23 protein-coding genes and 1 pseudogene are annotated in these 22,164 nt (G+C 50.8%); 15 read left to right on the plus strand and 9 right to left on the minus strand.

What is annotated here, in order from left to right:
* Positions 1-84: 84 nt before the first annotated feature.
* The gene (locus O3681_RS10135) at positions 85-717 is read right to left on the minus strand and encodes a DUF1269 domain-containing protein (RefSeq protein ID WP_049343748.1); all 633 of its coding nucleotides are present in this window, start codon (positions 715-717) and stop codon (positions 85-87) included.
* Positions 718-936: 219 nt separating this feature from the next.
* Positions 937-1,824, minus strand: a complete 888-nt coding sequence (rsmI, locus tag O3681_RS10140) for a 16S rRNA (cytidine(1402)-2'-O)-methyltransferase (RefSeq protein ID WP_049343746.1) — start codon at positions 1,822-1,824, stop codon at positions 937-939.
* A gap of 65 nt (positions 1,825-1,889) precedes the next feature.
* On the opposite strand from rsmI, the gene O3681_RS10145 reads away from it, so the two are divergent.
* The 6 genes from O3681_RS10145 (at position 1,890) to O3681_RS10170 (ending at position 5,737) form a co-directional block, all read left to right on the plus strand.
* Positions 1,890-2,237 (plus strand): YraN family protein, encoded by a 348-nt coding sequence (locus tag O3681_RS10145; RefSeq protein WP_371459894.1) that lies wholly within the window; start codon positions 1,890-1,892, stop codon positions 2,235-2,237.
* Positions 2,238-2,241: 4 nt separating this feature from the next.
* Positions 2,242-2,835, plus strand: coding sequence for a phosphoheptose isomerase (locus tag O3681_RS10150; protein ID WP_107724192.1), 594 nt, complete (start codon positions 2,242-2,244; stop codon positions 2,833-2,835).
* Between the two features lie 73 nt (positions 2,836-2,908).
* On the plus strand, positions 2,909-3,520 hold the full coding sequence (locus O3681_RS10155) for a BON domain-containing protein (protein ID WP_107849022.1): 612 nt from the start codon (positions 2,909-2,911) through the stop codon (positions 3,518-3,520).
* 67 nt (positions 3,521-3,587) lie between these two features.
* Complete coding sequence (locus O3681_RS10160) at positions 3,588-4,193, plus strand: hypothetical protein (RefSeq protein ID WP_371459895.1); 606 nt, start codon at positions 3,588-3,590, stop codon at positions 4,191-4,193.
* A gap of 63 nt (positions 4,194-4,256) precedes the next feature.
* Positions 4,257-5,036, plus strand: a complete 780-nt coding sequence (gene map, locus O3681_RS10165) for a type I methionyl aminopeptidase (protein WP_004520245.1) — start codon at positions 4,257-4,259, stop codon at positions 5,034-5,036.
* Positions 5,037-5,440: 404 nt separating this feature from the next.
* Positions 5,441-5,737 carry a DNA-binding transcriptional regulator gene (locus O3681_RS10170; protein ID WP_003680641.1) on the plus strand — a complete coding sequence of 99 codons (297 nt, stop codon included), beginning with the start codon at positions 5,441-5,443 and terminating at the stop codon, positions 5,735-5,737.
* Positions 5,738-5,831: 94 nt separating this feature from the next.
* Here the strand turns inward: O3681_RS10170 and O3681_RS10175 are convergent, their stop codons facing one another.
* Genes O3681_RS10175 through O3681_RS10185 form a run of 3 tightly spaced genes read right to left on the minus strand, consistent with a single transcriptional unit; the run spans position 5,832 to position 8,221 of the window.
* Complete coding sequence (locus O3681_RS10175) at positions 5,832-6,782, minus strand: YheT family hydrolase (protein ID WP_371459896.1); 951 nt, start codon at positions 6,780-6,782, stop codon at positions 5,832-5,834.
* A gap of 12 nt (positions 6,783-6,794) precedes the next feature.
* The gene (locus O3681_RS10180; RefSeq protein WP_371459897.1) at positions 6,795-7,421 is read right to left on the minus strand and encodes a phosphatase PAP2 family protein; all 627 of its coding nucleotides are present in this window, start codon (positions 7,419-7,421) and stop codon (positions 6,795-6,797) included.
* Entirely contained in the window at positions 7,421-8,221 is an 801-nt protein-coding gene (locus O3681_RS10185) for a competence/damage-inducible protein A (RefSeq protein ID WP_371459898.1), read from the minus strand. Before O3681_RS10185 ends, O3681_RS10180 begins: the two co-directional genes overlap by 1 nt.
* A 110-nt stretch (positions 8,222-8,331) precedes the next feature.
* Here O3681_RS10185 and argG point away from each other — a divergent pair, with 110 nt between their 5' ends.
* From argG to O3681_RS10210, 5 genes and pseudogenes are all read left to right on the plus strand, one after another.
* Entirely contained in the window at positions 8,332-9,675 is a 1,344-nt protein-coding gene (gene argG, locus O3681_RS10190; protein WP_049322465.1) for an argininosuccinate synthase, read from the plus strand.
* A 43-nt stretch (positions 9,676-9,718) separates the two neighbouring features.
* Entirely contained in the window at positions 9,719-9,934 is a 216-nt protein-coding gene (locus tag O3681_RS10195) for a DUF4177 domain-containing protein (RefSeq protein WP_003749376.1), read from the plus strand.
* Positions 9,927-10,143 (plus strand): annotated as a pseudogene (locus O3681_RS10200) (hypothetical protein). Before O3681_RS10195 ends, O3681_RS10200 begins: the two are co-directional and overlap by 8 nt.
* 129 nt (positions 10,144-10,272) lie before the next feature.
* Positions 10,273-10,722 carry a DUF3290 domain-containing protein gene (locus tag O3681_RS10205; RefSeq protein WP_049330865.1) on the plus strand — a complete coding sequence of 150 codons (450 nt, stop codon included), beginning with the start codon at positions 10,273-10,275 and terminating at the stop codon, positions 10,720-10,722.
* A gap of 12 nt (positions 10,723-10,734) precedes the next feature.
* Positions 10,735-11,367 carry a DUF421 domain-containing protein gene (locus tag O3681_RS10210; protein WP_107724200.1) on the plus strand — a complete coding sequence of 211 codons (633 nt, stop codon included), beginning with the start codon at positions 10,735-10,737 and terminating at the stop codon, positions 11,365-11,367.
* Between the two features lie 72 nt (positions 11,368-11,439).
* On the opposite strand, the gene O3681_RS10215 is transcribed toward O3681_RS10210, so the two are convergent.
* The 3 genes from O3681_RS10215 to O3681_RS10225 form a co-directional block, all read right to left on the minus strand.
* Complete coding sequence (locus O3681_RS10215; RefSeq protein ID WP_314513853.1) at positions 11,440-11,811, minus strand: DUF488 family protein; 372 nt, start codon at positions 11,809-11,811, stop codon at positions 11,440-11,442.
* Between the two features lie 63 nt (positions 11,812-11,874).
* Positions 11,875-12,657 carry an indole-3-glycerol phosphate synthase TrpC gene (gene trpC / locus O3681_RS10220; RefSeq protein WP_314513855.1) on the minus strand — a complete coding sequence of 261 codons (783 nt, stop codon included), beginning with the start codon at positions 12,655-12,657 and terminating at the stop codon, positions 11,875-11,877.
* A 143-nt stretch (positions 12,658-12,800) separates the two neighbouring features.
* Positions 12,801-14,273: a malate:quinone oxidoreductase gene (locus tag O3681_RS10225; protein WP_070588207.1), complete on the minus strand. Its 1,473-nt coding sequence runs from the start codon at positions 14,271-14,273 to the stop codon at positions 12,801-12,803.
* Between the two features lie 434 nt (positions 14,274-14,707).
* Here O3681_RS10225 and O3681_RS10230 point away from each other — a divergent pair, with 434 nt between their 5' ends.
* From O3681_RS10230 to O3681_RS10245, 4 genes are all read left to right on the plus strand, one after another.
* Positions 14,708-15,202, plus strand: coding sequence for a hypothetical protein (locus tag O3681_RS10230; RefSeq protein WP_070588206.1), 495 nt, complete (start codon positions 14,708-14,710; stop codon positions 15,200-15,202).
* A gap of 82 nt (positions 15,203-15,284) precedes the next feature.
* On the plus strand, positions 15,285-15,914 hold the full coding sequence (rsmG, locus tag O3681_RS10235) for a 16S rRNA (guanine(527)-N(7))-methyltransferase RsmG (protein WP_036493627.1): 630 nt from the start codon (positions 15,285-15,287) through the stop codon (positions 15,912-15,914).
* A 67-nt stretch (positions 15,915-15,981) separates the two neighbouring features.
* Positions 15,982-16,752 carry a ParA family protein gene (locus O3681_RS10240; RefSeq protein ID WP_049336841.1) on the plus strand — a complete coding sequence of 257 codons (771 nt, stop codon included), beginning with the start codon at positions 15,982-15,984 and terminating at the stop codon, positions 16,750-16,752.
* A gap of 574 nt (positions 16,753-17,326) precedes the next feature.
* The gene (locus O3681_RS10245; protein ID WP_371459899.1) at positions 17,327-19,114 is read left to right on the plus strand and encodes a retron Ec67 family RNA-directed DNA polymerase/endonuclease; all 1,788 of its coding nucleotides are present in this window, start codon (positions 17,327-17,329) and stop codon (positions 19,112-19,114) included.
* Between the two features lie 37 nt (positions 19,115-19,151).
* Here O3681_RS10245 and O3681_RS10250 read toward each other — a convergent pair whose 3' ends face one another.
* Positions 19,152-22,109 carry a DUF3418 domain-containing protein gene (locus O3681_RS10250; RefSeq protein ID WP_371459900.1) on the minus strand — a complete coding sequence of 986 codons (2,958 nt, stop codon included), beginning with the start codon at positions 22,107-22,109 and terminating at the stop codon, positions 19,152-19,154.
* Positions 22,110-22,164 lie beyond the last annotated feature (55 nt).

Consider the following 22,164-nt stretch of genomic DNA (forward strand, 5'->3'; position numbering starts at 1 on the left):
GATTTTCAGGTAGCCTCAAACTGGTTTGGCATGCATCCGAAACGGAAAATTTGAGCGGTTACATACCTTGGGTTGGTGGCAGTGTTATTTCAACTTGGCTGCCAATTTGTCGAATTTTTGTTTGATGTCGGCCTTGAAGGCTTCCACTTTCCCTTGGCGTTCGGCTTTGCGTTCGGCTTTGCGCTGTTTTTTCCACGCTTCGTGTGCCTGACGTGCCACTTCTTTCTCCGCTTCTATTGCTGCCAATACCTCCTCTTGGGCAACGGCTGCATCTTGCCGGAGAATAACGGTTTTGAAACGGTGGAAGAAAGCATCCAATATAGCTTCGTTGAGTTCTTGCGCCAAAATAATGATTGCAGTACTGCCGTTATCCAGTTTTTTGGCTGCATTTTCCAGCAACGCCCCCTCTCCCAATGTTTGGGCAGTGCCTACATCACTGCCGATGAGTGCGCCAGTAGCTCCACCCAACAGAACACCGATAGGACCGCCGAGGATGCCGACCAGTGAACCAATGAGGCCGCCCGTCCATGCGCTTTCGGCCGTATTGGCGGTAAAGTCGGTGCTTTCTGCTGGGATAATCAGACCATTTTCCTTTTTAATCAAAACGGCTTGTGCCACCAAAGCATCTGTTGTCTGCGAGTAAGCTTTCAATTCAGAAAAGGCTTGATAAGCTTCGCTGGAGATGTCGAATAAGGCAACGATGATATTTTGTTTCATAAGTCCACTCCCGTAGATTGAAAGATTTAAGAACATACTAGTTGTATGCAGTGTCATTGTAAATTACAAGGGGGGGGGGGGAGCAATGCGGCAAACAGAACTTTACCTATATAAAGCCTGTAGAACCGGCAAACGGATAACGAACAATACCCAGTTTTGCCTGTAGGAAATCGTCGCATCGTTCACACCACAGGTTGAGAAAAATAAGCCTGCAAGACCTCAAGCGTCGTCTGAAATCCGTTTCCACTCCAACGCTAAATCATACAGCGCCTTTTTATTCTCGCCGGTAATCTTGGCGGCAAGCTCGGCAGCTTGTTTGGTCGGCAACTCGGCCGCAAGGATTTTCATGGTATTTTGCGCCGCCTCGGGCAAATCGCTGTGTTTCTCTTTCACCGAAGGGTGCAACACCAGCACCATCTCGCCGCGCGTTTGGTTGCTGTCGTTTTTGAGGGCGGCTTGGATTTCGGCAACCGTGCCGCTGAGGAAGGTTTCAAACGTTTTGGTGATTTCGCGCGCCAGAGTCAACCGGCGTTCGGGGAACTGCGCGGCCATATCCGCAAGGCTTGCTTCGATGCGGTGCGGCGTTTCAAACATCACAATCGGAAAATCGGCTTCCGCCCATTTGGCCAACAGCTTTTGGCGTTCGCCGGCCTTAGGCGGCAGGAAACCGTTGAAGTAAAAATCGGATTCCGTCACCCCGGCCACGCTCAATGCCCCCATGACCGCGCTTGCGCCGACCACAGGCACCACTTTAAATCCGGCTTCGCGCACGCGGGCGGCAAGTTTTGCACCGGGATCGCAAACCGCAGGCGTACCCGCATCCGAAACTTGGGCGACGCTCAGGCCGTCTGAAAGATGGGCGATGATTTTATCGGCCATTTGCTGCTCGTTGTGTTCGCGCACGCTCACGAGTTTGCCCTGAATGCCGTACGCACTCAAAAGCTGGGCGGTAACACGGGTGTCCTCGGCGCAGATAATGTCGGCCTTTTGCAGAACGGCCAGCGCGCGCAGCGTTATGTCGGCTAAATTGCCGATGGGTGTGGCGACAACGTATAATGTCTGTTTTTCGATGCTGTCGACGGCTTTTTGCAGGTGTTTTGTGTACATAGATTCAAGGCCGTCTGAAACGGCGTCTCTTTAAAAACAATGATTATATAACGGGTAAACTTTTCATGCGCTTAAACCACAAACAGGGGGCGGCGGCCGAAGATGCGGCACTGGCATTCCTGCTGGGCAAAGGCTGCTCGCTGCTGGCGCGAAACTGGCATTGCGCCTACGGCGAAATCGATTTAATCGTCAAAAACGGCGGTACGATTGTGTTTGTTGAAGTAAAATACCGCAAAAACCGAGGTTTCGGTGGTGCCGCATACAGCATCCCGCCGTCCAAATTATTGAAATTGCAACGAAGTGTAGAGTATTATCTGCAAAAGCACGGGTTAAACCATGCGCCCTGCCGCCTGGACGCGGTATTGATTGAGGGCGACGGCCCGCCCGAATGGATTCAAAATATTACAGGTTAACCTCATGACAACATTACAAGAACGCGTTTCCGCACATTTTGCCGAGAGCATCCGCTCCAAGCAAGAAGCCGAAAAAGTACTGGTCGAGCCGACCGCACAGGCCGCCGAGCTGATGCTGCAATGCCTGATGAACGACGGCAAAATCCTGGCTTGCGGCAACGGCGGTTCGGCTGCCGACGCGCAACACTTTGCCGCAGAAATGACCGGCCGTTTTGAAAAAGAACGCATGGAATTGGCTGCTGTCGCGCTGACAACGGACACTTCCGCCCTGACCGCCATCGGCAACGACTACGGTTTCGACCATGTATTCAGCAAACAAGTGCGCGCGCTCGGACGTGCCGGCGACGTATTGGTCGGCATCTCCACCTCCGGCAATTCCGCCAACGTCATCGAAGCCATCAAAGCGGCACACGAACGCGATATGCACGTCATTGCCATGACCGGCCGCGACGGCGGCAAAATCGCCGCCATGCTCAAAGATACCGACGTTTTGCTCAACGTCCCTTATCCGCGTACTGCCCGCATTCAGGAAAACCATATTCTGCTGATTCACGCCATGTGCGACTGCATCGACTCCGTCCTGCTTGAAGGCATGTAACCCTTTCTTTTCAGACGGCCCATCCCTTAAAGGCCGTCTGAACACCCAACCGTCCATACCCAAGGAAAAGGATATGAAGAATATCAAACGCTACGCCCTCCCCGTTCTGACTGCGACCCTTTTGAGCCTGAGTCTGAGCGGCTGCGTCGGCGCACTGATCGGCGGTGCAGCCGTCGGCACCAAATCCGCCGTCGACCGCCGCACCACAGGCGCGCAAACCGACGACAACGTTATGGCCCTGCGCGTCGAAACCACCGCACGCTCCTACCTGCGCCAAAACAACCAAGTCGAAGGCTACAAGCCCAAACTGAACGTTGTCGGCTACAACCGCCACCTGCTCCTGCTCGGCCAAGTGGCCACCGAAGGCGAAAAACAATTTATTGAACGCATCGCCCGTTCCGAACAAGCCGCAGAAGGCGTGTACAACTACATTACCGTCGCCTCGCAAGCGCGTTCGCTTGGCGACGTGACCAACGACACCTGGGGCACATCCAAAGTCCGCGCCGCCCTGTTGGGCCTCAGCCCGGCCACCCAAGCACGCGTCAAAATCGTGACTTACGGCAACGTGACCTATGTAATGGGCATCCTCACGCCTGACGAACAAGCCCGCGTGACCCAAAAAGTCAGCACGACCGTCGGTGTACAAAAAGTCGTGACCCTCTATCAAAACTACGTTGCCAACTGATTCACAGGCAACCCGGGGCCGTCTGAACATTCAGACGGCCATTCCTCCAACGATTACCTGCCACATCATGTCAAAGAATAATAAAACCCCTTTCCAACTTAAGCCCAAACACCTAATCCGCGCTTTATTCCTTGTCAGCTTTATTGCCGTCGCAGCCCTTGTTGCCGGCGTATTCAGCACCCTAAACTCCGGCAAAACCGACGTACCCGAAAAAAGCCCTGCCGAACAAACCGACACACGCATTGAAGTTTGGCGTCCCAACGGCACTGTCGAACCTGAAACCGTTCAGCCTACCAAAGACGGCGACACAAAAACCGCCTCCGGCAATCCTGTCGTCCCACAAAACGAAAAAAGCGAAAAAGCGGAAGAAGGTGTAAAAAATGACCGCCCCACTACACACCGCAGCAAACGCACAGAAAACAAACGCGCTGAAGCCGACAAATCAGAAAACACACAATCCGACAACAGCAGCCCTGCCGCTCCAAACAAACCTCAAGCAGACAGCCAGCCGGTAGCAAACAAAGCCGCAGACAGCAAACCTGCCGCACAAGCGGTAGAAAACAAACCGGAAAAAGCCAAAGCCCCCGAGTCCAAACCGACTCCCAAAGCCGAGCCCGAGGCCAAACCACAAGCCAAACCGCGCAATAAAGACAATCTCGACAACCTGTTTTAAACAGACGGCACACCCGTCCCGTTCAGACGGCCTCCATACTGTCTGAAACAAGAAGGAAACCTCATGGACAAAGTCATCATCAAAACCCCCGAAGAAATCGAAAAAATGCGCGAACTCGGCCGCTTGGTCGCCGAAGCCCTCGATTACATCGGCCAATTCGTCAAACCCGGCGTAACCACCAACGAAATCGACAAACTCGTTTACGACTACCACGTCAACGTTCAAGGCGGTTATCCGGCCCCCCTCAACTACGGCAACCCGCCCTACCCGAAATCCTGCTGCACCTCCGTCAACCACGTCATCTGCCACGGCATTCCCGATGACAAGCCGCTGAAAGAAGGCGACATCGTCAACATCGACCTGACCATTAAAAAAGACGGCTTCCACGGCGACTCCAGCCGGATGTTTACCGTCGGCAAAGTCTCCCCGATTGCCCAACGCCTGATCGACGTGACCCACGCCTCCATGATGGCGGGTATCGAAGCGGTCAAACCCGGCGCCACTCTCGGCGACGTCGGTTATGCCTGCCAACAGGTTGCCGAAAATGCCGGCTACTCCGTAGTACAGGAATTCTGCGGACACGGCATCGGCCGCGGCTTCCACGAAGCGCCGCAAGTAGTCCACTACGGCCGCAAAGGCGAGGGCCTCGTCCTCAAACCAGGCATGATTTTCACCATCGAGCCGATGATCAACCAAGGCAAACGCCATCTGCGCATCCTGAACGACGGTTGGACAGTGGTCACCAAAGACCGCTCCCTCTCCGCCCAGTGGGAACACGAGGTTTTGGTTACCGAAACCGGCTACGAAATCCTTACTATCAGCCCTGCCAGCGGTAAGCCTTAACCTTGAAAAAACCTTCAGGCCGTCTGAAAATACAGATTCAGACGGCCTGAAATTTATTCGTATTCTCAACCTAGAAAACCGAACAAAAACTCGAAATTAAGTTTTTACCCAAATTGAATTGTTTAATTATGTAAAAATTTGCTTACGCCATATTTAAGATAAAAGCATAATTTGATGATTTATATAATGAAAATTTACCGAAATAATGAATTAAGAAATATTTACACAAATTATGGCAAACAGCGGAAAACTTCTTTCGAATATACTGTCTAATTATCTAGATCAGTCATTTGCAATACGCCCACATATCACCCCAAAAGCCTACAGGAAAGGGATGCCGGCATTCTTGCAGACCCATTTTTATGCCTAGAGGCATGCAACAAATACCACAATAAGGAAGATTCATGAAATCGTTCGAAAAAATTGAAAACATCCGCGATATCCGTAAAAAACTCGGCCTGAACCAAATGGACTTCTGGAGCCGCATTGGTGTGACTCAATCCGGTGGTTCCCGTTACGAATCCGGCCGCAATATGCCTAAACCTGTACGCGAATTGCTGCGTTTGGTACACATCGAGCGCGTAGATTTGGCTAAAGTCAACCGTGACGACTTGGCCGTTGCGTCCTTGCTGAAAAACCGCGACCCTGAGTTGTACGCTTCTCTGAAAAAAGAAGCTAAAGCCGACAACAAAGGCAAATAATCAAGCCATTCAAAAGGCCGTCTGAAATTCGTTTTCAGACGGCCTTTTTACTTTCTACACACTAAGGGCATGTCGCATACATGCCCTTTTTCATTTACGGCTGATACTGTTTGAAATAGTCCAACACCGTTTGCGGCAGCCATTGCAGATTCAGACGACCTTGATCGCGGCTGACGAAGCCGACATGACCGCCGTATGCCGGTTGCAGCAGCGTAACGGCCGAGGACACGTCCCGCTCGGTCGGCAGGGCTTCCGGCGGCAGGAAAGGGTCATTGACGGCATTAAGCAGCAGCAACGGCGTATCCACGCCTTTCAGAAACGGTTTACAGGAGTTTCGGCGGTAGTAATCATGACGGTCGGCAAAACCGTGTAGCGGCGCGGTAAAGCGGTCGTCAAAATCGCCAAGCGTTTTGCAGTTTTGCTGGCTTAAAGCCGTCTGAAACCGGGGAATCGCTCGGGCTTTCGGCAACAGCGAATTTAAAAAATAGCGCGTGTAAATCAGTCGCGTCATGCCTTGATCGAAACGCGTACCGGCCGCTACGGCATCAACCGGCGCGGAAACGACGGCAGAAGCACGCGGAACGGCATTGCTGCCCTGCTCGCCCAAATATTTGGCCAGGGCATTGCCACCCAAAGAGACGCCGACGGCGTAGATGGTTGAGTAGCGTTGTGCCAGTGTGTTGAGCATAAAGGCGATTTCGGGCGTATCGCCGAGGTGGTAGAACACAGGCGCGGTGTTTTCTATGCCGCCGCAACTGCGGAAATGGGCAACCACGCCGTTCCAACCGCGCTGCTGTACGGCTTTCATCAACTCGACTGCGTAATGGCTCTCGCTGCTGCCTTCCAGTCCGTGGAACAAAACCACCAGCGGCGCATCGGGGTCGGTACTGTCAACAAAATCGTAGGCAACTTGGGTTTTGCCGGTACTGTCGGGCAGAAGCTCGCGGCGGTAGTCGGGCGCCTTGCCTTGCAGCAATTTGGCAAACAGAGTGTCGGCATGGCCGTTTCTGAGCCAATAAGGCGTGTTGGGTGAACGTGTATTCATGATTTATTTCTTCTATTTTTCAGACGGCCTGAAGATGAGTATATACACCAGCAAGGCAGTCAGCGTGCCGTTTGTCCAGCCTGCCCAAACATCGGTGGGATAATGCACGCCCAAATAAACGCGTGAAAACCCGGTCAACAGGGCAAAGGCAATACCGACCACCCAAGCGGCGCGGCGGTAGCGCGTGCGGCGGCAAAGCAATATCAGCATGACGGCAATGGCGGCGGAAAACGTACTGTGACCGCTGGGGAAGGAAAAATTGCTCTCTTCAACCAGGCGCGGCCAAAGCAGCGGACGTTCGCGGGCAAACCATACCTTCACAATCAGCATATTCAAAGTCGGCACCAATGCCGCCAACACGCAAAACAGCGCTTCGCGCTTCTTATCGGCAAAATACAGGGCAGCGGCAACCGCGCCGATTAGCGGCACAGCAATCGCGGTTTTACCCAAATAGTGCAACACGGTGGCAATCGGGTCAAACCATGTGCCCACGTGGGCATGGACGGCGTGCATCAGCGGCGGTTCGAAAGCGAAGCCGCCATATTGCGCCAGCCAAATGCCAATAACGAGGGTCGGCGGTAAAAACAGCAAAGAAGCGAAAGTCAGTGCGCGTTTGGCTTGGGCCGGAGACAAGTGCATTATTCCACCGTTTCTTTCAAAGTCGCGCCAATTGCCTGCAAACCCTGCAACGCATCTTCCCACGCCGCATCCAGCAAGCGGCAGGCCTCGCCTTCCGCCTTAATGCCGAACTCGATATGCGGCGGAATATAACGGCCGTCTGAATCGGTACGGCCCACAGTGGGCAGGCTGTACGAACGGATACCGGCGTAGGTACGCTCAAGATGTTCCATAATCGGCGTAATGCGCGATTCGGGTTGGTCGAACACATACACGCTGCGGCTGCCGCGTTCGGTTTGGTTGAAGCGGTTGGCGTAATAAGTTTCCAATACCCATTCGGCCATCGGGTGCGCCATCACCGGGAAACCGGGGAAGAAATAATGCTCGCGGATGGAAAATCCGGCGATGTTGTTAAACGGATTGGGCACCAATTCCGCGCCTTCGGGAAAATCCGCCATCTTCAGGCGTTGGGCGTGTTCCGGCGAATCGAGCGGTTCGCCGCGTTTCTGGGTCACGCCTTCGATAAACTTGGCAGCTTCAGGATGGAGGACGACAGGTAAATCCAAAGCAGCCGCTGCGGCTTGGCGCGTGTGGTCGTCAGGCGTAGAACCGATACCGCCGGTAACGAAAGTCGGCAGGCCGTCTGAAAAGCTGCGGCGCAGCTGTTTGACCAGCAAATCGGGTTCGTCAGGCAGATATTGCACCTGATTGAGCTTCAGCCCGTGCGATTCCAATAAAGATTTAAAAAAGGAGAAATGCTTGTCTTGACGGCTGCCGTGCAGGATTTCATCGCCGATGATAATAAGGTTAAAAGCGTTCATGATGAGGTTTCTTTAATACGGCCCTCCGAACATTCAGACGGCCTAATTGCTGACAATGTATTCCATTTATAAGATAATGGTTTCAACTTTTCAAGTCTGGAGGAATCCCAATGAGCCAAAACCATACCATTTTACAAAATCTCCCCATCGGTCAAAAAGTCGGCATCGCCTTCTCCGGTGGTCTTGATACCTCTGCCGCGCTTTTATGGATGAAACTCAAAGGCGCACTGCCTTACGCCTACACTGCCAACCTCGGCCAGCCCGACGAAGACGATTACAACGCCATTCCTAAAAAAGCAATGGAATACGGCGCAGAAAATGCCCGCCTGATTGATTGCCGCGCGCAGCTGGCACACGAAGGCATTGCCGCCATCCAATGCGGTGCGTTCCACGTTTCCACCGGCGGCATCGCCTACTTCAACACCACGCCTCTGGGTCGCGCCGTGACCGGCACCATGCTCGTTTCCGCCATGAAAGAAGACGATGTGAATATCTGGGGCGACGGCAGCACCTACAAAGGCAACGACATCGAGCGTTTCTACCGCTACGGCCTCTTGACCAATCCCGCGCTGAAAATCTACAAACCTTGGCTCGACCAACAATTTATCGACGAACTCGGCGGCCGTCACGAAATGAGCGAATTTCTGATTGCCAACGGCTTCAACTACAAAATGTCAGTTGAAAAAGCCTACTCCACCGACTCCAATATGCTGGGTGCCACCCACGAAGCCAAAGACTTGGAATTTCTCAACAGCGGCATCAAAATCGTTAAGCCCATCATGGGCGTTGCCTTCTGGGACGAAAACGTCGAAGTCAAACCCGAAGAAGTCAGCGTGCGCTTTGAAGAAGGCGTGCCGGTTGCATTGAACGGCAAAGAATACGCCGATCCTGTCGAACTCTTCCTCGAAGCCAACCGCATTGGCGGCCGCCACGGCTTGGGCATGAGCGACCAAATCGAAAACCGCATCATCGAAGCCAAATCGCGCGGCATCTACGAAGCCCCGGGCATGGCATTGTTCCACATCGCCTACGAACGCTTGGTTACCGGCATCCACAACGAAGACACCATCGAACAATACCGCATCAACGGCCTGCGCCTCGGCCGCCTGCTCTACCAAGGCCGCTGGTTTGACAGCCAAGCCCTCATGTTGCGCGAAACCGCCCAACGCTGGGTTGCCAAAGCCATCACCGGCGAAGTCACCCTCGAGCTGCGCCGCGGCAACGACTACTCGATTCTGAACACCGAATCGCCTAACCTGACCTACCAACCCGAACGCCTGAGCATGGAAAAAGTCGAAGACGCAGCGTTCACACCGCTCGACCGCATCGGCCAACTGACCATGCGCAACCTCGACATCACCGACACCCGCGCCAAACTGGGTATCTACTCGCAAAGCGGTTTGTTGGCATTGGGCGAAGGCTCCGTATTACCGCAATTGAATAATAAGGAGTAGAATCAGGGGGCTTTAAAGCCCCCTTATTTTTTAAAGGAATAAAATGAAAGAATATAAAGCTGTCATTTATCAAGAGAACCTGCTTTCCAGTTTGGTTTTCGGCAGCGCCAAAATCAATCCGGTCAAATTCAGCGATTTCCTCAACAGCCACGCTTCGCAAGGATGGAAGGTCGTTACCATGGAAAAAGACCAGCGCCGCATGCTGCTGTTTTTCGTGCGTGAAGCCTACGTCGTCATTTTGGAAAAAGAACGTGTTTAAACTCGGCGTCTATGCCTGTCTCGGATTGTTCGTCAGCTGGGTGTTGCTCTTGATTTTGCAACTTTGGTTTTCCTTCATCGATGCCGATTTGTTTCTCAAAATCACCCTTGACCATGGCAGGTCTTTTCATTATCATTCTGGCCAGTTTGCTGGTCATCAGCCAGTATTTTTCCGAAAAGAAAATGAAGGATGACGGATTTATCAACTGATACTACTTCAGGAAGCACCATGTATGCTTTATCCGAAACCTTGACGCAACATCCTTGTTTAATAGACGAGGCCGTCTGAAATTTAAGTTTCAGACGGCCTTATTACCCTTCCCAAATTTATCAAATACCATGAAATTCTTTTCCCACTTTTATCTTGAAAACCATATGTATTTCAACGACTACTTGAAATACGTCCTGATTTTCGCCGCCCTCGTCATCCTCCTGCTCGCCGTATCGCAATACCTGCGCCACCGTATGGACACCAAATACCGCGACCTGAGCATTATTGCGCTGTTGTTGCTCATCCTCATCTGCGGCACGCAATATCTTTCATACAGCGAGCGTCAAAACTTTGCCGCCGATACTTCGCGCATGGTGGGTTTTCTCAATGCCTTGATTGAAAACCAAAAAGTTGAAAAACAAGACATCATCGTCAACAGCACGCGCCTGTTCAACGGCATGATTATCGGCATCAAAAACCAATACTACGAAGTCCATTTCAATCAAGACTTCTCCGCCTACACGCTGACGCCCATCAATTTGGTCAACAACAATATCGAACTCATCGATAAAGAATAACAGGATACACACATGGAAGCATACTCCCTGCTCGCCCTCAAACTACTGATGGGTATTTTAGGTTTGATTTTGCAAATCAACCTCTTAGGTAAAGGCAACCTCGCGCCGACCTCCGCCATGGACCAAGTGCAAAACTATGTACTCGGCGGCATCATCGGCGGCGTGATTTACAGCGACAGCGTCGGCCTGTTGCAATTTTTCCTCGTGCTGATTTTGTGGACACTGTTGGTCTTGAGCCTGAAATTCATCAAAAACCACAACCGCTGGGTCAAATCCATCATTGACGGCAAATCCGTCTGGGTTATCGTCAACGGCAAAATCCAAACCGATGAATGCATGAAAAACGGCATCAGCGCACACGACCTCATGTTCAAACTCCGCGCCGCCGGCATCTACGAAATCTCTGCCGTCAAACGTGCCGTGATGGAACAAAACGGCCAGCTCGCCGTCATTAAGTACGGCGACGAAAGCCTGCGCTATCCGCTGATTACAGACGGCCAAGTCGACCCCGACATCCTCGAAATCATTAAGCGTGATGAAGAATGGCTGCAACAGGAACTCGACCACCTCCACCTTGAAGCCTCGCAAGTCTATATCGGCGAATACATAGACGGAAAATTGGTGGCACACCGTTATCCTTCTTGATTTGAAAATAGCAGGCCGTCTGAAACCTTAATTTCAGACGGCCTTTTTGTATTCAGCCCAAACACTGATTTTTTAATCGCGATATTCAAACGTTGTGCCCAAAAATTGAGCCAGTGCGGAGATGTGGGAATGTCGAGGGTCTTTGACGGCGGTCAGCAATAAAATATTGCCGTGCTGTTTTTCCAAATCCAGCAGCCGCTTGATAGCGGCCTGCTCGGCATCGCCTTGCAGCTCTTCGTGATAACGGCTGACAAAACCGTCAAAATTCTCAGCCGGATTTTCATGATACCAGCGGCGCAGGTTTGCACTGGGCGTAATGTCTTTGAGCCAAATCGCCGTAGCGAAAACTTCTTTATGGACGCCGCGCGGATAAAGGCGGTCGATAAAGACGGCGGTCTGTTCGGGATTCGGCTGATAAGCATAAATGCGTTGTACGGTAAACATTTTTTCTCGTCTCCAATGGATTCAGGCCGTCTGAAAATTCAGACGGCCTGATATTTTTTAGGTTTAGAACAGTTTTTTGACTTCGGCTTCGATATCTTCGGCACGCATAAAGGTTTCGCCGATCAGGAAAGTATGCACGCCGTGGCCGCGCATGAAATCGACATCTTCTTTGTTGCGGATGCCGCTTTCGGTTACAACGGTTTTACCGTTCAATTCAGGCAAGAGGTCGAGGGTTTGTTGCAGGGTCACTTCAAACGTACGCAGGTTGCGGTTGTTGACGCCCCACAACGACGTGGTCATGTTGCGGCATTTTTCCAGCTCGGACGCATCGTGCAACTCCAACAATACAGTCATGCCCAATTCGTGGGCAACGGCTTCAAAACGCTCAAGCTGCCCGGCTTCCAATGCGGCGGCAATCAGAAGAACCGCATCCGCACCCCACGCGCGCGCCTGATAGATTTGGTATTCGTCGATGATAAAGTCTTTACGCAAGACCGGCAGCGCCACGGCCGCACGCGCCTGTTTCAAATACTCGGGCGAGCCTTGGAAGTAAGGTTCGTCCGTCAACACGGACAAGCAGGCCGCTCCGGCTTTTTCATAGGCAGCGGCGATTTCAGCAGGATGAAAATCAGGACGGATCAGGCCTTTGCTCGGGCTGGCTTTTTTGACTTCGGCAATAATGGCTGGCAGATTCTGCGCGTGTTTTTCACGGATCGAGCCGATAAAGCTGCGAACCGGCGCAGCAGCCTGCGCTTGGGCTTTGATGTCTTCCAAGGAAACGGCGGCTTTTTGGGCGGCTACTTCTTCTGCTTTGGTGGCAAGGATTTTGTTGAGAATATCGGTCATGGCGTTTTTCTATTGGGGCTGATTTTCGGGTTTGAATCGTACAACATGCTGTTGCAGATTAGATTTCAGACGGCCTGAATGCCGTTATTTTAATGGTTTGAAAAAAGGCGGGCAAGAATGCCCGCCTTTGTGTCTGCTTCAATTTAGTGATGAATGCCCAAAACGGTCGCGTTGTAGCTAATGATTTCGTCCGCCAAAGTCGGATTGTCGTTCAGCTTGATACCGTAGCCGGGCACCAATTCTTTCAGACGGCCTGACCATGATTCGGCATGACCTGGGAAGCATTGGTTGATCAGCTTAATCATCAAAGGTACGGCGGTTGATGCACCTGGGGACGCGCCCAGCAATGCGGCCAGCGAGCCGTCGGCATGGGCGACGATTTCGGTACCGAATTGGAGTACACCGCCTTTTTTCGGGTCTTTTTTAATGATTTGTACGCGTTGACCGGCGGTAATCAGTTCCCAATCGTCAGGATTGGCTTCCGGATAATACTCTAAGAGCGAAGTGAAGCGTTCTTCTTTGGTTTTACGCAATTCACCCAAGAGGTATTTGGTCAGCGGCATATTAGCCCAACCGGCGCGGAGCATAGGATAGAGGTTGTCCATGTGGATAGACATCGGCAAATCCATGAGCGAGCCTTGTTTGAGGAAGTTGGGACGGAAGCCTGCATACGGGCCGAACATCAAATGGCGTTGGCCGTCCACGTTGCGGGTATCCAAATGCGGAACGGACATAGGGGGCGCGCCGACGGAGGCTTGGCCGTACACTTTGGCGTTGTGTTGCGCGGCCGTTTCGGGATTGCTGTTGCGGAAGAAGAGGCCGGAAACAGGGAAGCCGCCGTAGCCTTTGCCTTCGGGGATACCGGATTTTTGCAGCAGGGTCAGTGCGCCGCCGCCTGCGCCGAGGAAGACGAAACGGGTGCGGAGTGTCAACGGGTCGTCATCGTCTTTGGTGCTGCTGGTTTTCAGCACCCATGCGCCGTCCGATTCGCGGTTGAGGTCGTCGACATGACGGTTGAATTTGATTTTTACGCCTTTGTCGCTCAAGTATTTGACCATCTGGCGGGTCAGGCTGCCGAAATCGACGTCTGTGCCTTCGGCGGAGTAGTTGGCGGCAATGGATTGGTTTTCATCACGGCCGTTGACAACCAGCGGCGCCCATTCGGCAATTTTGGCGCGGTCGGTAGAAAACTCCATTTTTTCAAAGAGTTTTTGGTTTTTGAACACGTCGAAACGTTTTTGCAGATAACTGCAATGGTCGGCGTTCATCACCAGCGACATATGGGGAACGGAATTGATGAAAGTGCGGTCGGTCAGTTTGCCTTCTTCGACCAAAGTCGCCCAAAATTGGCGGCTGATATGGAATTGTTCGGCAATATTGAGGGCACGGGTCGGATCGATCGTGCCGTCGGCAGTCAGGGGCGCATAGTTCAATTCACACAGCGCAGAGTGTCCCGTACCGGCATTATTCCATGCATTTGATGATTCCAACGCTACATCTTCCAAGCGTTCGATCAGGGTGATTTCCCAAGATGGTTCGAGTTCTTTGAGCAATACGCCCAAAGTGGCGCTCATAATGCCGCCGCCTACTAATACGACATCGGTTGCTTCAGCCATGGTTTTACTCCTACTAAAGTCAGGCATGGTTTGCCTTGTGGTTATCTATCATTATAAACAACTGATTTCATAGGAATTATTTTGTATTTTTGTTGTGTGTGAAACTTTTGTTGCCTGCTGAGTTTCCGAGCGTAAATGGCGGGAGGCAGTTTCGGTTTGGGTTCCAGATTTCAGGTCTTTATAATATGTTATTGAGAATTTAGTAGATTTTACGGAGAAATGCAAAGATTTTCTGTTCGGTTCATATAAAAATAAGAGATTAGGCCGTCTGAAAACGTTTTCTTAACCTTTATCCGCCAACGTTTGCTAAGAAAAAAGAATTTTTCATTTCTTTTTTAATTGACCGTTTTTGTCAGCAATTTCAGCGCTAACAAACGTGAATCAACCGCCAATCTGCTATCATTTCGACTTATCCCACAACAAGGCAAACCGCCATGTATCTGACACAAGAAAAACCCTACCGCCCCCTATTGGTCGCACTGATGTTCCTCACCCTGCCGCTGGCGATGATATTGCACAATATCGTGCAAATCGCCTTTTCAGACGGCCAAGGCCTGCTGATAACGGTCAAAGACGGCACATGGGCATGGCAAAGCGGTTGGCAGGACTCCGTTGCATGGTTCGTCTGCGGCATGTTTGCCTTCCTCAACCTGCCGATTGCCGGCGGACTGACCAAGCTGGCGTATAAAAAAATGATGCGCCGGCATTCGCGTTACGCCATCTTCCTTGCCGGTGTCGCAGCGTGTGCCTCGGCGGCGGCAGGATTGATTTTTGAAGCCATCTTAGGCAATGCCGCATTGGCCGGTATGCGCGGGCAAGGCGTGTTCTACTACACACTCTCCGTATGGATCATCGCCATGCTGACCCTGCCCAAACAGCTCACGCGCGCACCGGAGCAGCCCATCGTCTTTCACAAGATGAAACGTTGATTCAACAGGCGCAAACATTTTCAGACGGCATGCTTTCCGTTACCATTACATCCAACGCGTTTTAACCAATAAGGAATAACAAATGAATCAGGCGCAACAGCTCCGCGACGGCATACAGGCACTGGGTTTGGACATCGACGAAGCCAAACAGGCCAAACTGCTAGACTATGCCGCCCTGCTGCAAAAGTGGAACAAAACCTACAACCTGACCGCCCTGCGCGATCCCGCCCAAACCGTCAGCCATCACCTGCTCGACAGCCTGACCCTCCTACCCTATATCGAACACGCACAAACCATGCTCGACGTCGGCTCCGGCGGCGGACAGCCCGGCATACCCACCGCCATCTGCCGCCCCGACCTCGACATCACCCTCCTTGATGCCAACACCAAAAAAACCGCCTTTCTGCAACAAGCCGTCATCGAACTCGGCCTTAAAAACGTCCGCGTCATCAGCGGCCGCGTAGAAGCCGCCGCCGACTGCCGCGCCGACGTCATCACCAGCCGCGCCTTTGCCGAACTCGCCGACTTCGTCAACTGGACCGAGCACCTCCTCAAAGACGGCGGCTACTGGGCGGCCATGAAAGGCGTATATCCGCAAGAAGAAATCGACAAACTGCCCGAAAGCGTCGCCGTCGAAAAAGTCGAAGCATTGCACGTCCCCCAACTCAATGCCGAACGCCATATTGTCATCATCCGCAAAAAGGCCGTCTGAAAACAACCCAAGCATACCGAATAACGGTACAATCCAGCCATCCACACTTAACACGACAGCAAAGCACATGAGCGCACAAATCCTCGCCGTCGCCAACCAAAAAGGCGGAGTCGGCAAAACCACCACCACCGTCAACCTAGCCGCCTCCCTGGCCTCCAAAGGCCGCCGCGTCCTCGTCGTCGACCTCGACCCCCAAGGCAACGCCACCACAGGCAGCGGCATCAACAAAGCCACCATCGAAAACGGCGTTTACCAAGTTGTCCTCGGCGAAACCGACATCCCCAACGCCGTCGTCCGCAGCAAAGAAGGCGGCTACGACGTATTGGGTGCCAACCGCACACTGGCCGGCGCAGAAGTCGAACTCGTCCAAGAAATCGCACGCGAAATCCGCCTCAAAAACGCCCTGCAGCTCGTTGCCGACGACTACGACTACGTCCTCATCGACTGCCCCCCGTCCCTGACCCTGCTCACCCTCAACGGCCTTGTCGCCGCCAACGGCGTCATCGTCCCCATGCTTTGCGAATACTACGCCCTCGAAGGCATTTCCGACCTCGTGGCCACCGTCCGCAAAATCCGCCAAGCCATCAACCCTGACCTAGACGTAACCGGCATCGTCCGCACCATGTACGACAGCCGCAGCCGCCTCGTCGTCGAAGTCAGCGAACAGCTCAAACAACACTTCGGCAACCTGCTCTTCGATACCGTCATCCCCCGCAACATCCGCCTCGCCGAAGCCCCCAGCCACGGCCTCCCCGCCCTCGCCTACGATGCCCACGCCAAAGGCACCCAGGCTTATCTGGACTTGGCCGACGAACTGATTGCACGGTTGGAAAAATAAACAAAAATATGAATATAAAAAGGCCGTCTGAAAGTTGGGAAATACTTTCAGACGGCCTTTGGTTTAGTTGGAAAGAATATTTCTTAAGACCGCGTGCGTGCGTACCGCACACACCCTACACATAAATTTCAAATTCTTTGTGATTCATAGGTAGGGTGTGTGCCTTAAGGCACGCATGCGGTTTGATGTAGGCTACAGCTTGCTGATTCGGGCAACGTTTGGGGAGATGGTAGCGGGAAGATTTGTTTTACAAAGTGGCAAAAGGTCGTCTGAAAATGGGTTTCAGACGACCTTTGGGAAAAGAGATAGCCAGTTAGCAATCCAACAGATAACAACATTGTCAAATGAGATTTTAACAACTTAAATTGTGTTTTTTAGGAATTTCTGTAAAATAACAGTTTGAGGCATAAATAGATTTGTTGTCCTGCTTCGGGATAATTTAAAACAATGTGCCAAGGGTAACGCGTCTCGTGCAGTCTGCACTCGTCGCTAATTACCCTCATCTTTCTTGACTGCATGAGAGTATTTATGCCTCTTCTTAACGATCCAATAACCATTTGAAACTTATAAAGTCATGTCTAACCACTTGAAAAAATTAAAATCATGTAAAACAGGCATCGATTTAGTCAATATTTTTTCTAATGAACTAGGAGTTCCCACCAAACTCTTTTGGGATACCATATATTCTCTTAATCATTTCTCACAATATACATCATTTATTATCCCCAAAGCATCAGGCGGAGAAAGAACTATCCTTATTCCTCCTCAACCGTTAAAAGACTTACAGAAAAAGTTTGCAACTATTTTAAATTTTTGCATACAAGAGATACAACAAGAAAATCCAAGCTACTTAGTCTGTAATCATGCTTTTGAAACAAAAAAATCTATTATAACAAATGCACAAATTCACAGAAATAAAAAATATATATTAAACATTGATTTATCTAATTTTTTTGGAAGCATTCATTACGGAAGAATTAGTAGTTTTTTCAAATCAGATAAATATTTTAGATTAAGTGAAAAAGTAGCAAAAACTATTGCTCAATTAGCATGTTTTCGCGATAAAAATAATAAAACTTTCTTGCCACAAGGCTCGCCGTTATCACCGATAATAGCTTCTCTCATTGGTAACTTATTGGATATAAGGCTAGTAAAAATTTCCAAAGAATACAAATTAACTTATAGTAGATATGCTGATGATTTAACATTTTCATCCAACAAACCAATTCCTGAAGATTTAGTGAAATGGAACGGTGAAAATTTCATATGGGAAGCTGGGGATAAATTAAGAAAAGTAATAGAAGATGCGGGATTTAAGATAAATGATAAGAAAACTAGATTGTTTTCTGCTAAGCAACGTCAAACTGTTACAGGTATTATTGTTAATAAAATTCTTAACATATCTGAATATTACCAGAAGCATAATAGAGCAATGATGCACAGTTTATTTACCAATGGGAAGTTTTCAATTGGTGATAAAGAAGGGTCAATAAATCAGCTAATTGGACGACTTAATTATGTCGCGTCAGTTAAATATCTGAAACAGCACCATGGTATGTCTAATCAAAAATGGGAAGAAGAAAGAAAGAAATTTTCTTTCTTATGCGCAGAAAATTTTGATAATAAAGAAAACTCAAATCGAAGTATCAGATTATTAAGGCAAGCAATCTTCTATAAATATTTTATTGGTAATGACAAGCCAATTATTTTTCCAGAAGGAGTAACAGATTCCATATATTTTAAATTAGCAAATAAAATTCTTAATCCAAACGAATACAAAGAAAACTATATTATTCAGTCAATCAATTCAGAACTCACAAAAATAGGTTTAGGTGGCGGAACTTCTTTAATCAATAGTTTTCTTTTGCATGCCTATAAAAATTATTATATCAATTTAGAAAATCTAGAAGTTAAAAGTAAACACCCAGTTATATTTATACTTGATTATGACCAAGGATTGGAGACCAAAGATAAAGATGGAAAATCAAAAGGAAATATTCCTTCTACTTATAAGATGAAAGATGGACAACAATGGGTTCATATCAGGGGAAATATTTATTTGGCTTTATTAAAGCCATTAAAACTAGAAGGAAATCCTAAAAAACCGATACCAACATTTAAAAACACCCCAGATATGGTATGTATTGAAAATCTGTTATCTCATGTTTCTGCTGGAAAAATTCAAATAGATGATCAAAATCATGAAAATATAAAATTCAAAAAAGGAATATATCCCAAAACTGTTTTTGCAAAATATGTTGCTAAACACTCTACACACTTTAATTTTTCAGAGTTCAAAAAAATTTTTGAACTATTAGATGAAATTAAACAGCACTTTTATCAGGAAATCACTTCTGATTAAGAAGAGGTCGTCTGAAACTTTCAGACGACCTTTCTTTTTACCCTTTATTCAAACTCTCCCACTCCTTCATTAACCTCTTCACCGACACCGGATACGGTGTCTTCAATTCCTGCGCAAACAGCGACACTCTCAATTCTTCAATCATCCATCTAAACGCGGCGAGGTCGTCTGAAACGGGCAATCCTTGTTTTACCAGGCCGTCGATTTTTTCCTGCCACATTTGTTCCAATTCCTGTATATCGGCTTCGCGGGCTGCGTCGCGGGCGGGGTTGCTGCTGTATTTTTCGAGGCGCAGGGTCATGGCTTTGAGGTAGATGGGGAGGCGCGGCCATTGTGTCCACGGGGTGCGGGTGGCGAAGCCGGCGGCGAGCAGGGTTTGCAGGCGTAGTCTTAGAAGGTGGGTCAATGGGTGTTTGCCGAGTTTGCTGTTCAGTTCGGCATAGGCGGCGGCGGTTTCCTGCAAATAGCGGCTGAGGGCTTCTTTGACGGCGGGCAGGCGGCTGCGGGCGCGTTTGATTTGTTCTTTAAAGGCTTTTTCGTTGCGCGGCAGCTCGTCTTCGCCGATAAAGGCGCGGTCGCAGACGGCCTGTGTGAGGTCGTCGTGCAGGGTGTCGGCGTTGATGTGTTTGAGCAGCATGGCGGCTTGGGTGAAGCCTTGGATGCCTTTGTTCAGGTCTTTTACCTGCTCTTTTAATTGCAGCTTCATCAATTCGATTACGCCTTGACGGTGTGCCTGTTCGGCGGCTTCTGTGGTGTCAAACAGGCGCAGGGCGATGCGGCCGTCTTTTTCTTTTTGCAGGCCGAGGTAGCCGGTGAGCTGTTGTTTGCCGCGTGCAAATTTGATGGATTCTGGCAGGGTACCGATGTCCCATGTGGTCACGTTGTCGCGCTCAAATTCTTGGGTGTTGTCGCGGAAGGTGACGGCGGCGGCTTGGCCGAGTTGTTGTTGCAACTCATGCAGTTTGCGGCCACCGGCAAGCTCTTGTCCGCCATCATCGATAATGCGCAGATTCAGATAGCAGTGTTCGGGTAATTCTTGCGCCGCCCATGCGTCTTGGTCGATTTGCTCGAGAATCCGCATATCGCCGGCGCTTTTGGCGATAAAGTGCGCCAACTGGGGAATGATGGCCGCTTGACGGTCGGGATTGCTTTCGAGAAATTTGGTGATGAAATCGGGTACGGGCACGCAAATGCGGCGGATTTGCTTCGGCAGGGCTTTAATCAGCAGCTGGATTTTTTCGCGCAACATACCGGGCACCAGCCATTCGAGCGACGGCGCGTGCAAGCGGTTGAGGACGGTCAGCGGCACGGTCATGGTCACGCCGTCAAGCGGATGGTGCGGCTCGAAGCGGTAGGAAAGTTTGAACTTGCCGTCTGCGGTTTGCCAGAATTTGGGGAACTGCTCTTCTGTAATGTGTGCGGCGGCGTGTTGCATCAAATCGTCGCGGCTGAGGAACAACAGGCGTGGATTGTCGCGCTCGGCGGTTTTGAGCCAGGCTTCAAAGGTGCGGATATCGGCAAGGGGTAAAGGTTTCAGACGGACTTTTTGAAATGCTGGCTGCTTTTTGGGTTTGGGGTCGTCTGAAACATTTTGTCGGGTATGTGAACTCGGTTCACGCTCGCGGTTGGACGCATCTTTGGAATCCGCGTGCGTGGCTTGCGCCACACGCCCTGCGTTGCGCTGGTTTGCTTGTCCGTTTTGATCGGCTGTCTTGTCCGACTGGGTTTGTCCGCCCTCTTCGCTTCCCCAAACGCCGCCTTTCGCGTCTTTCCACACCAGCTCGGGCAGGCGTTCGTTATAAAACGCAAACAGGGCTTCGTCATCGACCAATACGTCTTGCTTACGAGATTTGTGTTCGAGTTCGGTAATTTCTTTAATCAGCTTTTTATTGTGGGCAAAAAAAGCCGTCTGAAGATTGCTTTCCTGCGCCACCAATGCGCCGCGGATAAAGATTTCGCGCGCTTCTTCGGGTGCAACTTTGCCGTAAGACACGGGGCGGCGCGGCAATACGGTCAGGCCGTAAAGCGTCACGCGTTCGCTGGCGACGACTTCGCCGCGTTTTTGTTCCCAGTGTGGCTCGAAATAATGATAGCGGACGAGGTGCGGCGCTTCCTGCTCGATCCATTCGGGCTGGATAACGGCGACGTCTCGCGCGTAAAGGCGCGTGGTTTCAACCAATTCTGCCGCCATCACCCATTTGGGTTTGGCTTTGAACAGGGCTGATGCAGGAAAAAGGTGGAAACGGCTGCCGCGCGCGCCGGTATAGTCGTTGCCGTCGGGCGATTTCATGCCAACGTTGGCGATAAGGCCGGTCAGCAGGGCGCGGTGGATTTGTTCGTAGCCCGCTTCTTTGGCGGCGCGGATTTGGGCGCGGTGTTGTTTCTTGTCCAGTTGTTTTTGTTTGAGCTTTGCCGCCAAATCTTGGTCGCCCTGGCTTTCAGACGGCCTTAATTGTTCTTGGGAAGGAGCTTGTCTAAACGCGGCTTCTTTGGTGGTCAAACCCATTTCAATCGCGGTTTGGGCAAGCTGGTGATGCAGCTCGCGCCACTCGCGCATACGCAGGTGCGACAGGAAATATTGGCGGCACCATTGCACCAATTGCTTGTTAGACAAACCTTTGTCGCGCTCGCGCTGGAAGCTGTCCCAAATATTCAGATAGGCAAGAAAGTCGGATTGCTTGTCGGTAAAGCGTTCATGCGCCTTAGCCGCGGCATCGCGTGCCTCCAGCGGCCGCTCGCGCGGGTCTTGAATCGACAGCGCGGACGCAATCACCAATATTTCCGCCATGCAGTCGTGTTTCTTCGCCGCCAGCAAAATGCGCGCAATTTTCGGGTCGATGGGCAGGCGTGCCATTTGTTCGCCAAGTTTGGTCAGACGGTAGCGCGTGTTGGCGCCGATATGGCCCGAACTATTTTGCAGGCCGTCTGAAACATTGGCTGGGTTGGTTCGGGCATCCATGCCTGATCCGCGTACTTGGTTTTTCATATTTTGCATAGTCTTGTCGGTCGGGCATCTTCCCCGACATCATCTAAATTTGTCTTTATTGGTT

This window comes from Neisseria sp. 27098_8_158, from assembly GCF_041433145.1.
Classification (GTDB): domain Bacteria; phylum Pseudomonadota; class Gammaproteobacteria; order Burkholderiales; family Neisseriaceae; genus Neisseria; species Neisseria subflava_E.

What these genes read in the sequence shown, in the direction of transcription:
- O3681_RS10135 (WP_049343748.1), bottom strand. Translation starts at nt 717, where the DNA reads ATGAAACAAAATATCATCGTTGCCTTATTCGACATCTCCAGCGAAGCT.
- rsmI (WP_049343746.1), bottom strand. Translation starts at nt 1,824, where the DNA reads ATGTACACAAAACACCTGCAAAAAGCCGTCGACAGCATCGAAAAACAG.
- O3681_RS10145 (WP_371459894.1), top strand. Translation starts at nt 1,890, where the DNA reads ATGCGCTTAAACCACAAACAGGGGGCGGCGGCCGAAGATGCGGCACTG.
- O3681_RS10150 (WP_107724192.1), top strand. Translation starts at nt 2,242, where the DNA reads ATGACAACATTACAAGAACGCGTTTCCGCACATTTTGCCGAGAGCATC.
- O3681_RS10155 (WP_107849022.1), top strand. Translation starts at nt 2,909, where the DNA reads ATGAAGAATATCAAACGCTACGCCCTCCCCGTTCTGACTGCGACCCTT.
- O3681_RS10160 (WP_371459895.1), top strand. Translation starts at nt 3,588, where the DNA reads ATGTCAAAGAATAATAAAACCCCTTTCCAACTTAAGCCCAAACACCTA.
- map (WP_004520245.1), top strand. Translation starts at nt 4,257, where the DNA reads ATGGACAAAGTCATCATCAAAACCCCCGAAGAAATCGAAAAAATGCGC.
- O3681_RS10170 (WP_003680641.1), top strand. Translation starts at nt 5,441, where the DNA reads ATGAAATCGTTCGAAAAAATTGAAAACATCCGCGATATCCGTAAAAAA.
- O3681_RS10175 (WP_371459896.1), bottom strand. Translation starts at nt 6,782, where the DNA reads ATGAATACACGTTCACCCAACACGCCTTATTGGCTCAGAAACGGCCAT.
- O3681_RS10180 (WP_371459897.1), bottom strand. Translation starts at nt 7,421, where the DNA reads ATGCACTTGTCTCCGGCCCAAGCCAAACGCGCACTGACTTTCGCTTCT.
- O3681_RS10185 (WP_371459898.1), bottom strand. Translation starts at nt 8,221, where the DNA reads ATGAACGCTTTTAACCTTATTATCATCGGCGATGAAATCCTGCACGGC.
- argG (WP_049322465.1), top strand. Translation starts at nt 8,332, where the DNA reads ATGAGCCAAAACCATACCATTTTACAAAATCTCCCCATCGGTCAAAAA.
- O3681_RS10195 (WP_003749376.1), top strand. Translation starts at nt 9,719, where the DNA reads ATGAAAGAATATAAAGCTGTCATTTATCAAGAGAACCTGCTTTCCAGT.
- O3681_RS10205 (WP_049330865.1), top strand. Translation starts at nt 10,273, where the DNA reads ATGAAATTCTTTTCCCACTTTTATCTTGAAAACCATATGTATTTCAAC.
- O3681_RS10210 (WP_107724200.1), top strand. Translation starts at nt 10,735, where the DNA reads ATGGAAGCATACTCCCTGCTCGCCCTCAAACTACTGATGGGTATTTTA.
- O3681_RS10215 (WP_314513853.1), bottom strand. Translation starts at nt 11,811, where the DNA reads ATGTTTACCGTACAACGCATTTATGCTTATCAGCCGAATCCCGAACAG.
- trpC (WP_314513855.1), bottom strand. Translation starts at nt 12,657, where the DNA reads ATGACCGATATTCTCAACAAAATCCTTGCCACCAAAGCAGAAGAAGTA.
- O3681_RS10225 (WP_070588207.1), bottom strand. Translation starts at nt 14,273, where the DNA reads ATGGCTGAAGCAACCGATGTCGTATTAGTAGGCGGCGGCATTATGAGC.
- O3681_RS10230 (WP_070588206.1), top strand. Translation starts at nt 14,708, where the DNA reads ATGTATCTGACACAAGAAAAACCCTACCGCCCCCTATTGGTCGCACTG.
- rsmG (WP_036493627.1), top strand. Translation starts at nt 15,285, where the DNA reads ATGAATCAGGCGCAACAGCTCCGCGACGGCATACAGGCACTGGGTTTG.
- O3681_RS10240 (WP_049336841.1), top strand. Translation starts at nt 15,982, where the DNA reads ATGAGCGCACAAATCCTCGCCGTCGCCAACCAAAAAGGCGGAGTCGGC.
- O3681_RS10245 (WP_371459899.1), top strand. Translation starts at nt 17,327, where the DNA reads ATGTCTAACCACTTGAAAAAATTAAAATCATGTAAAACAGGCATCGAT.
- O3681_RS10250 (WP_371459900.1), bottom strand. Translation starts at nt 22,109, where the DNA reads ATGCAAAATATGAAAAACCAAGTACGCGGATCAGGCATGGATGCCCGA.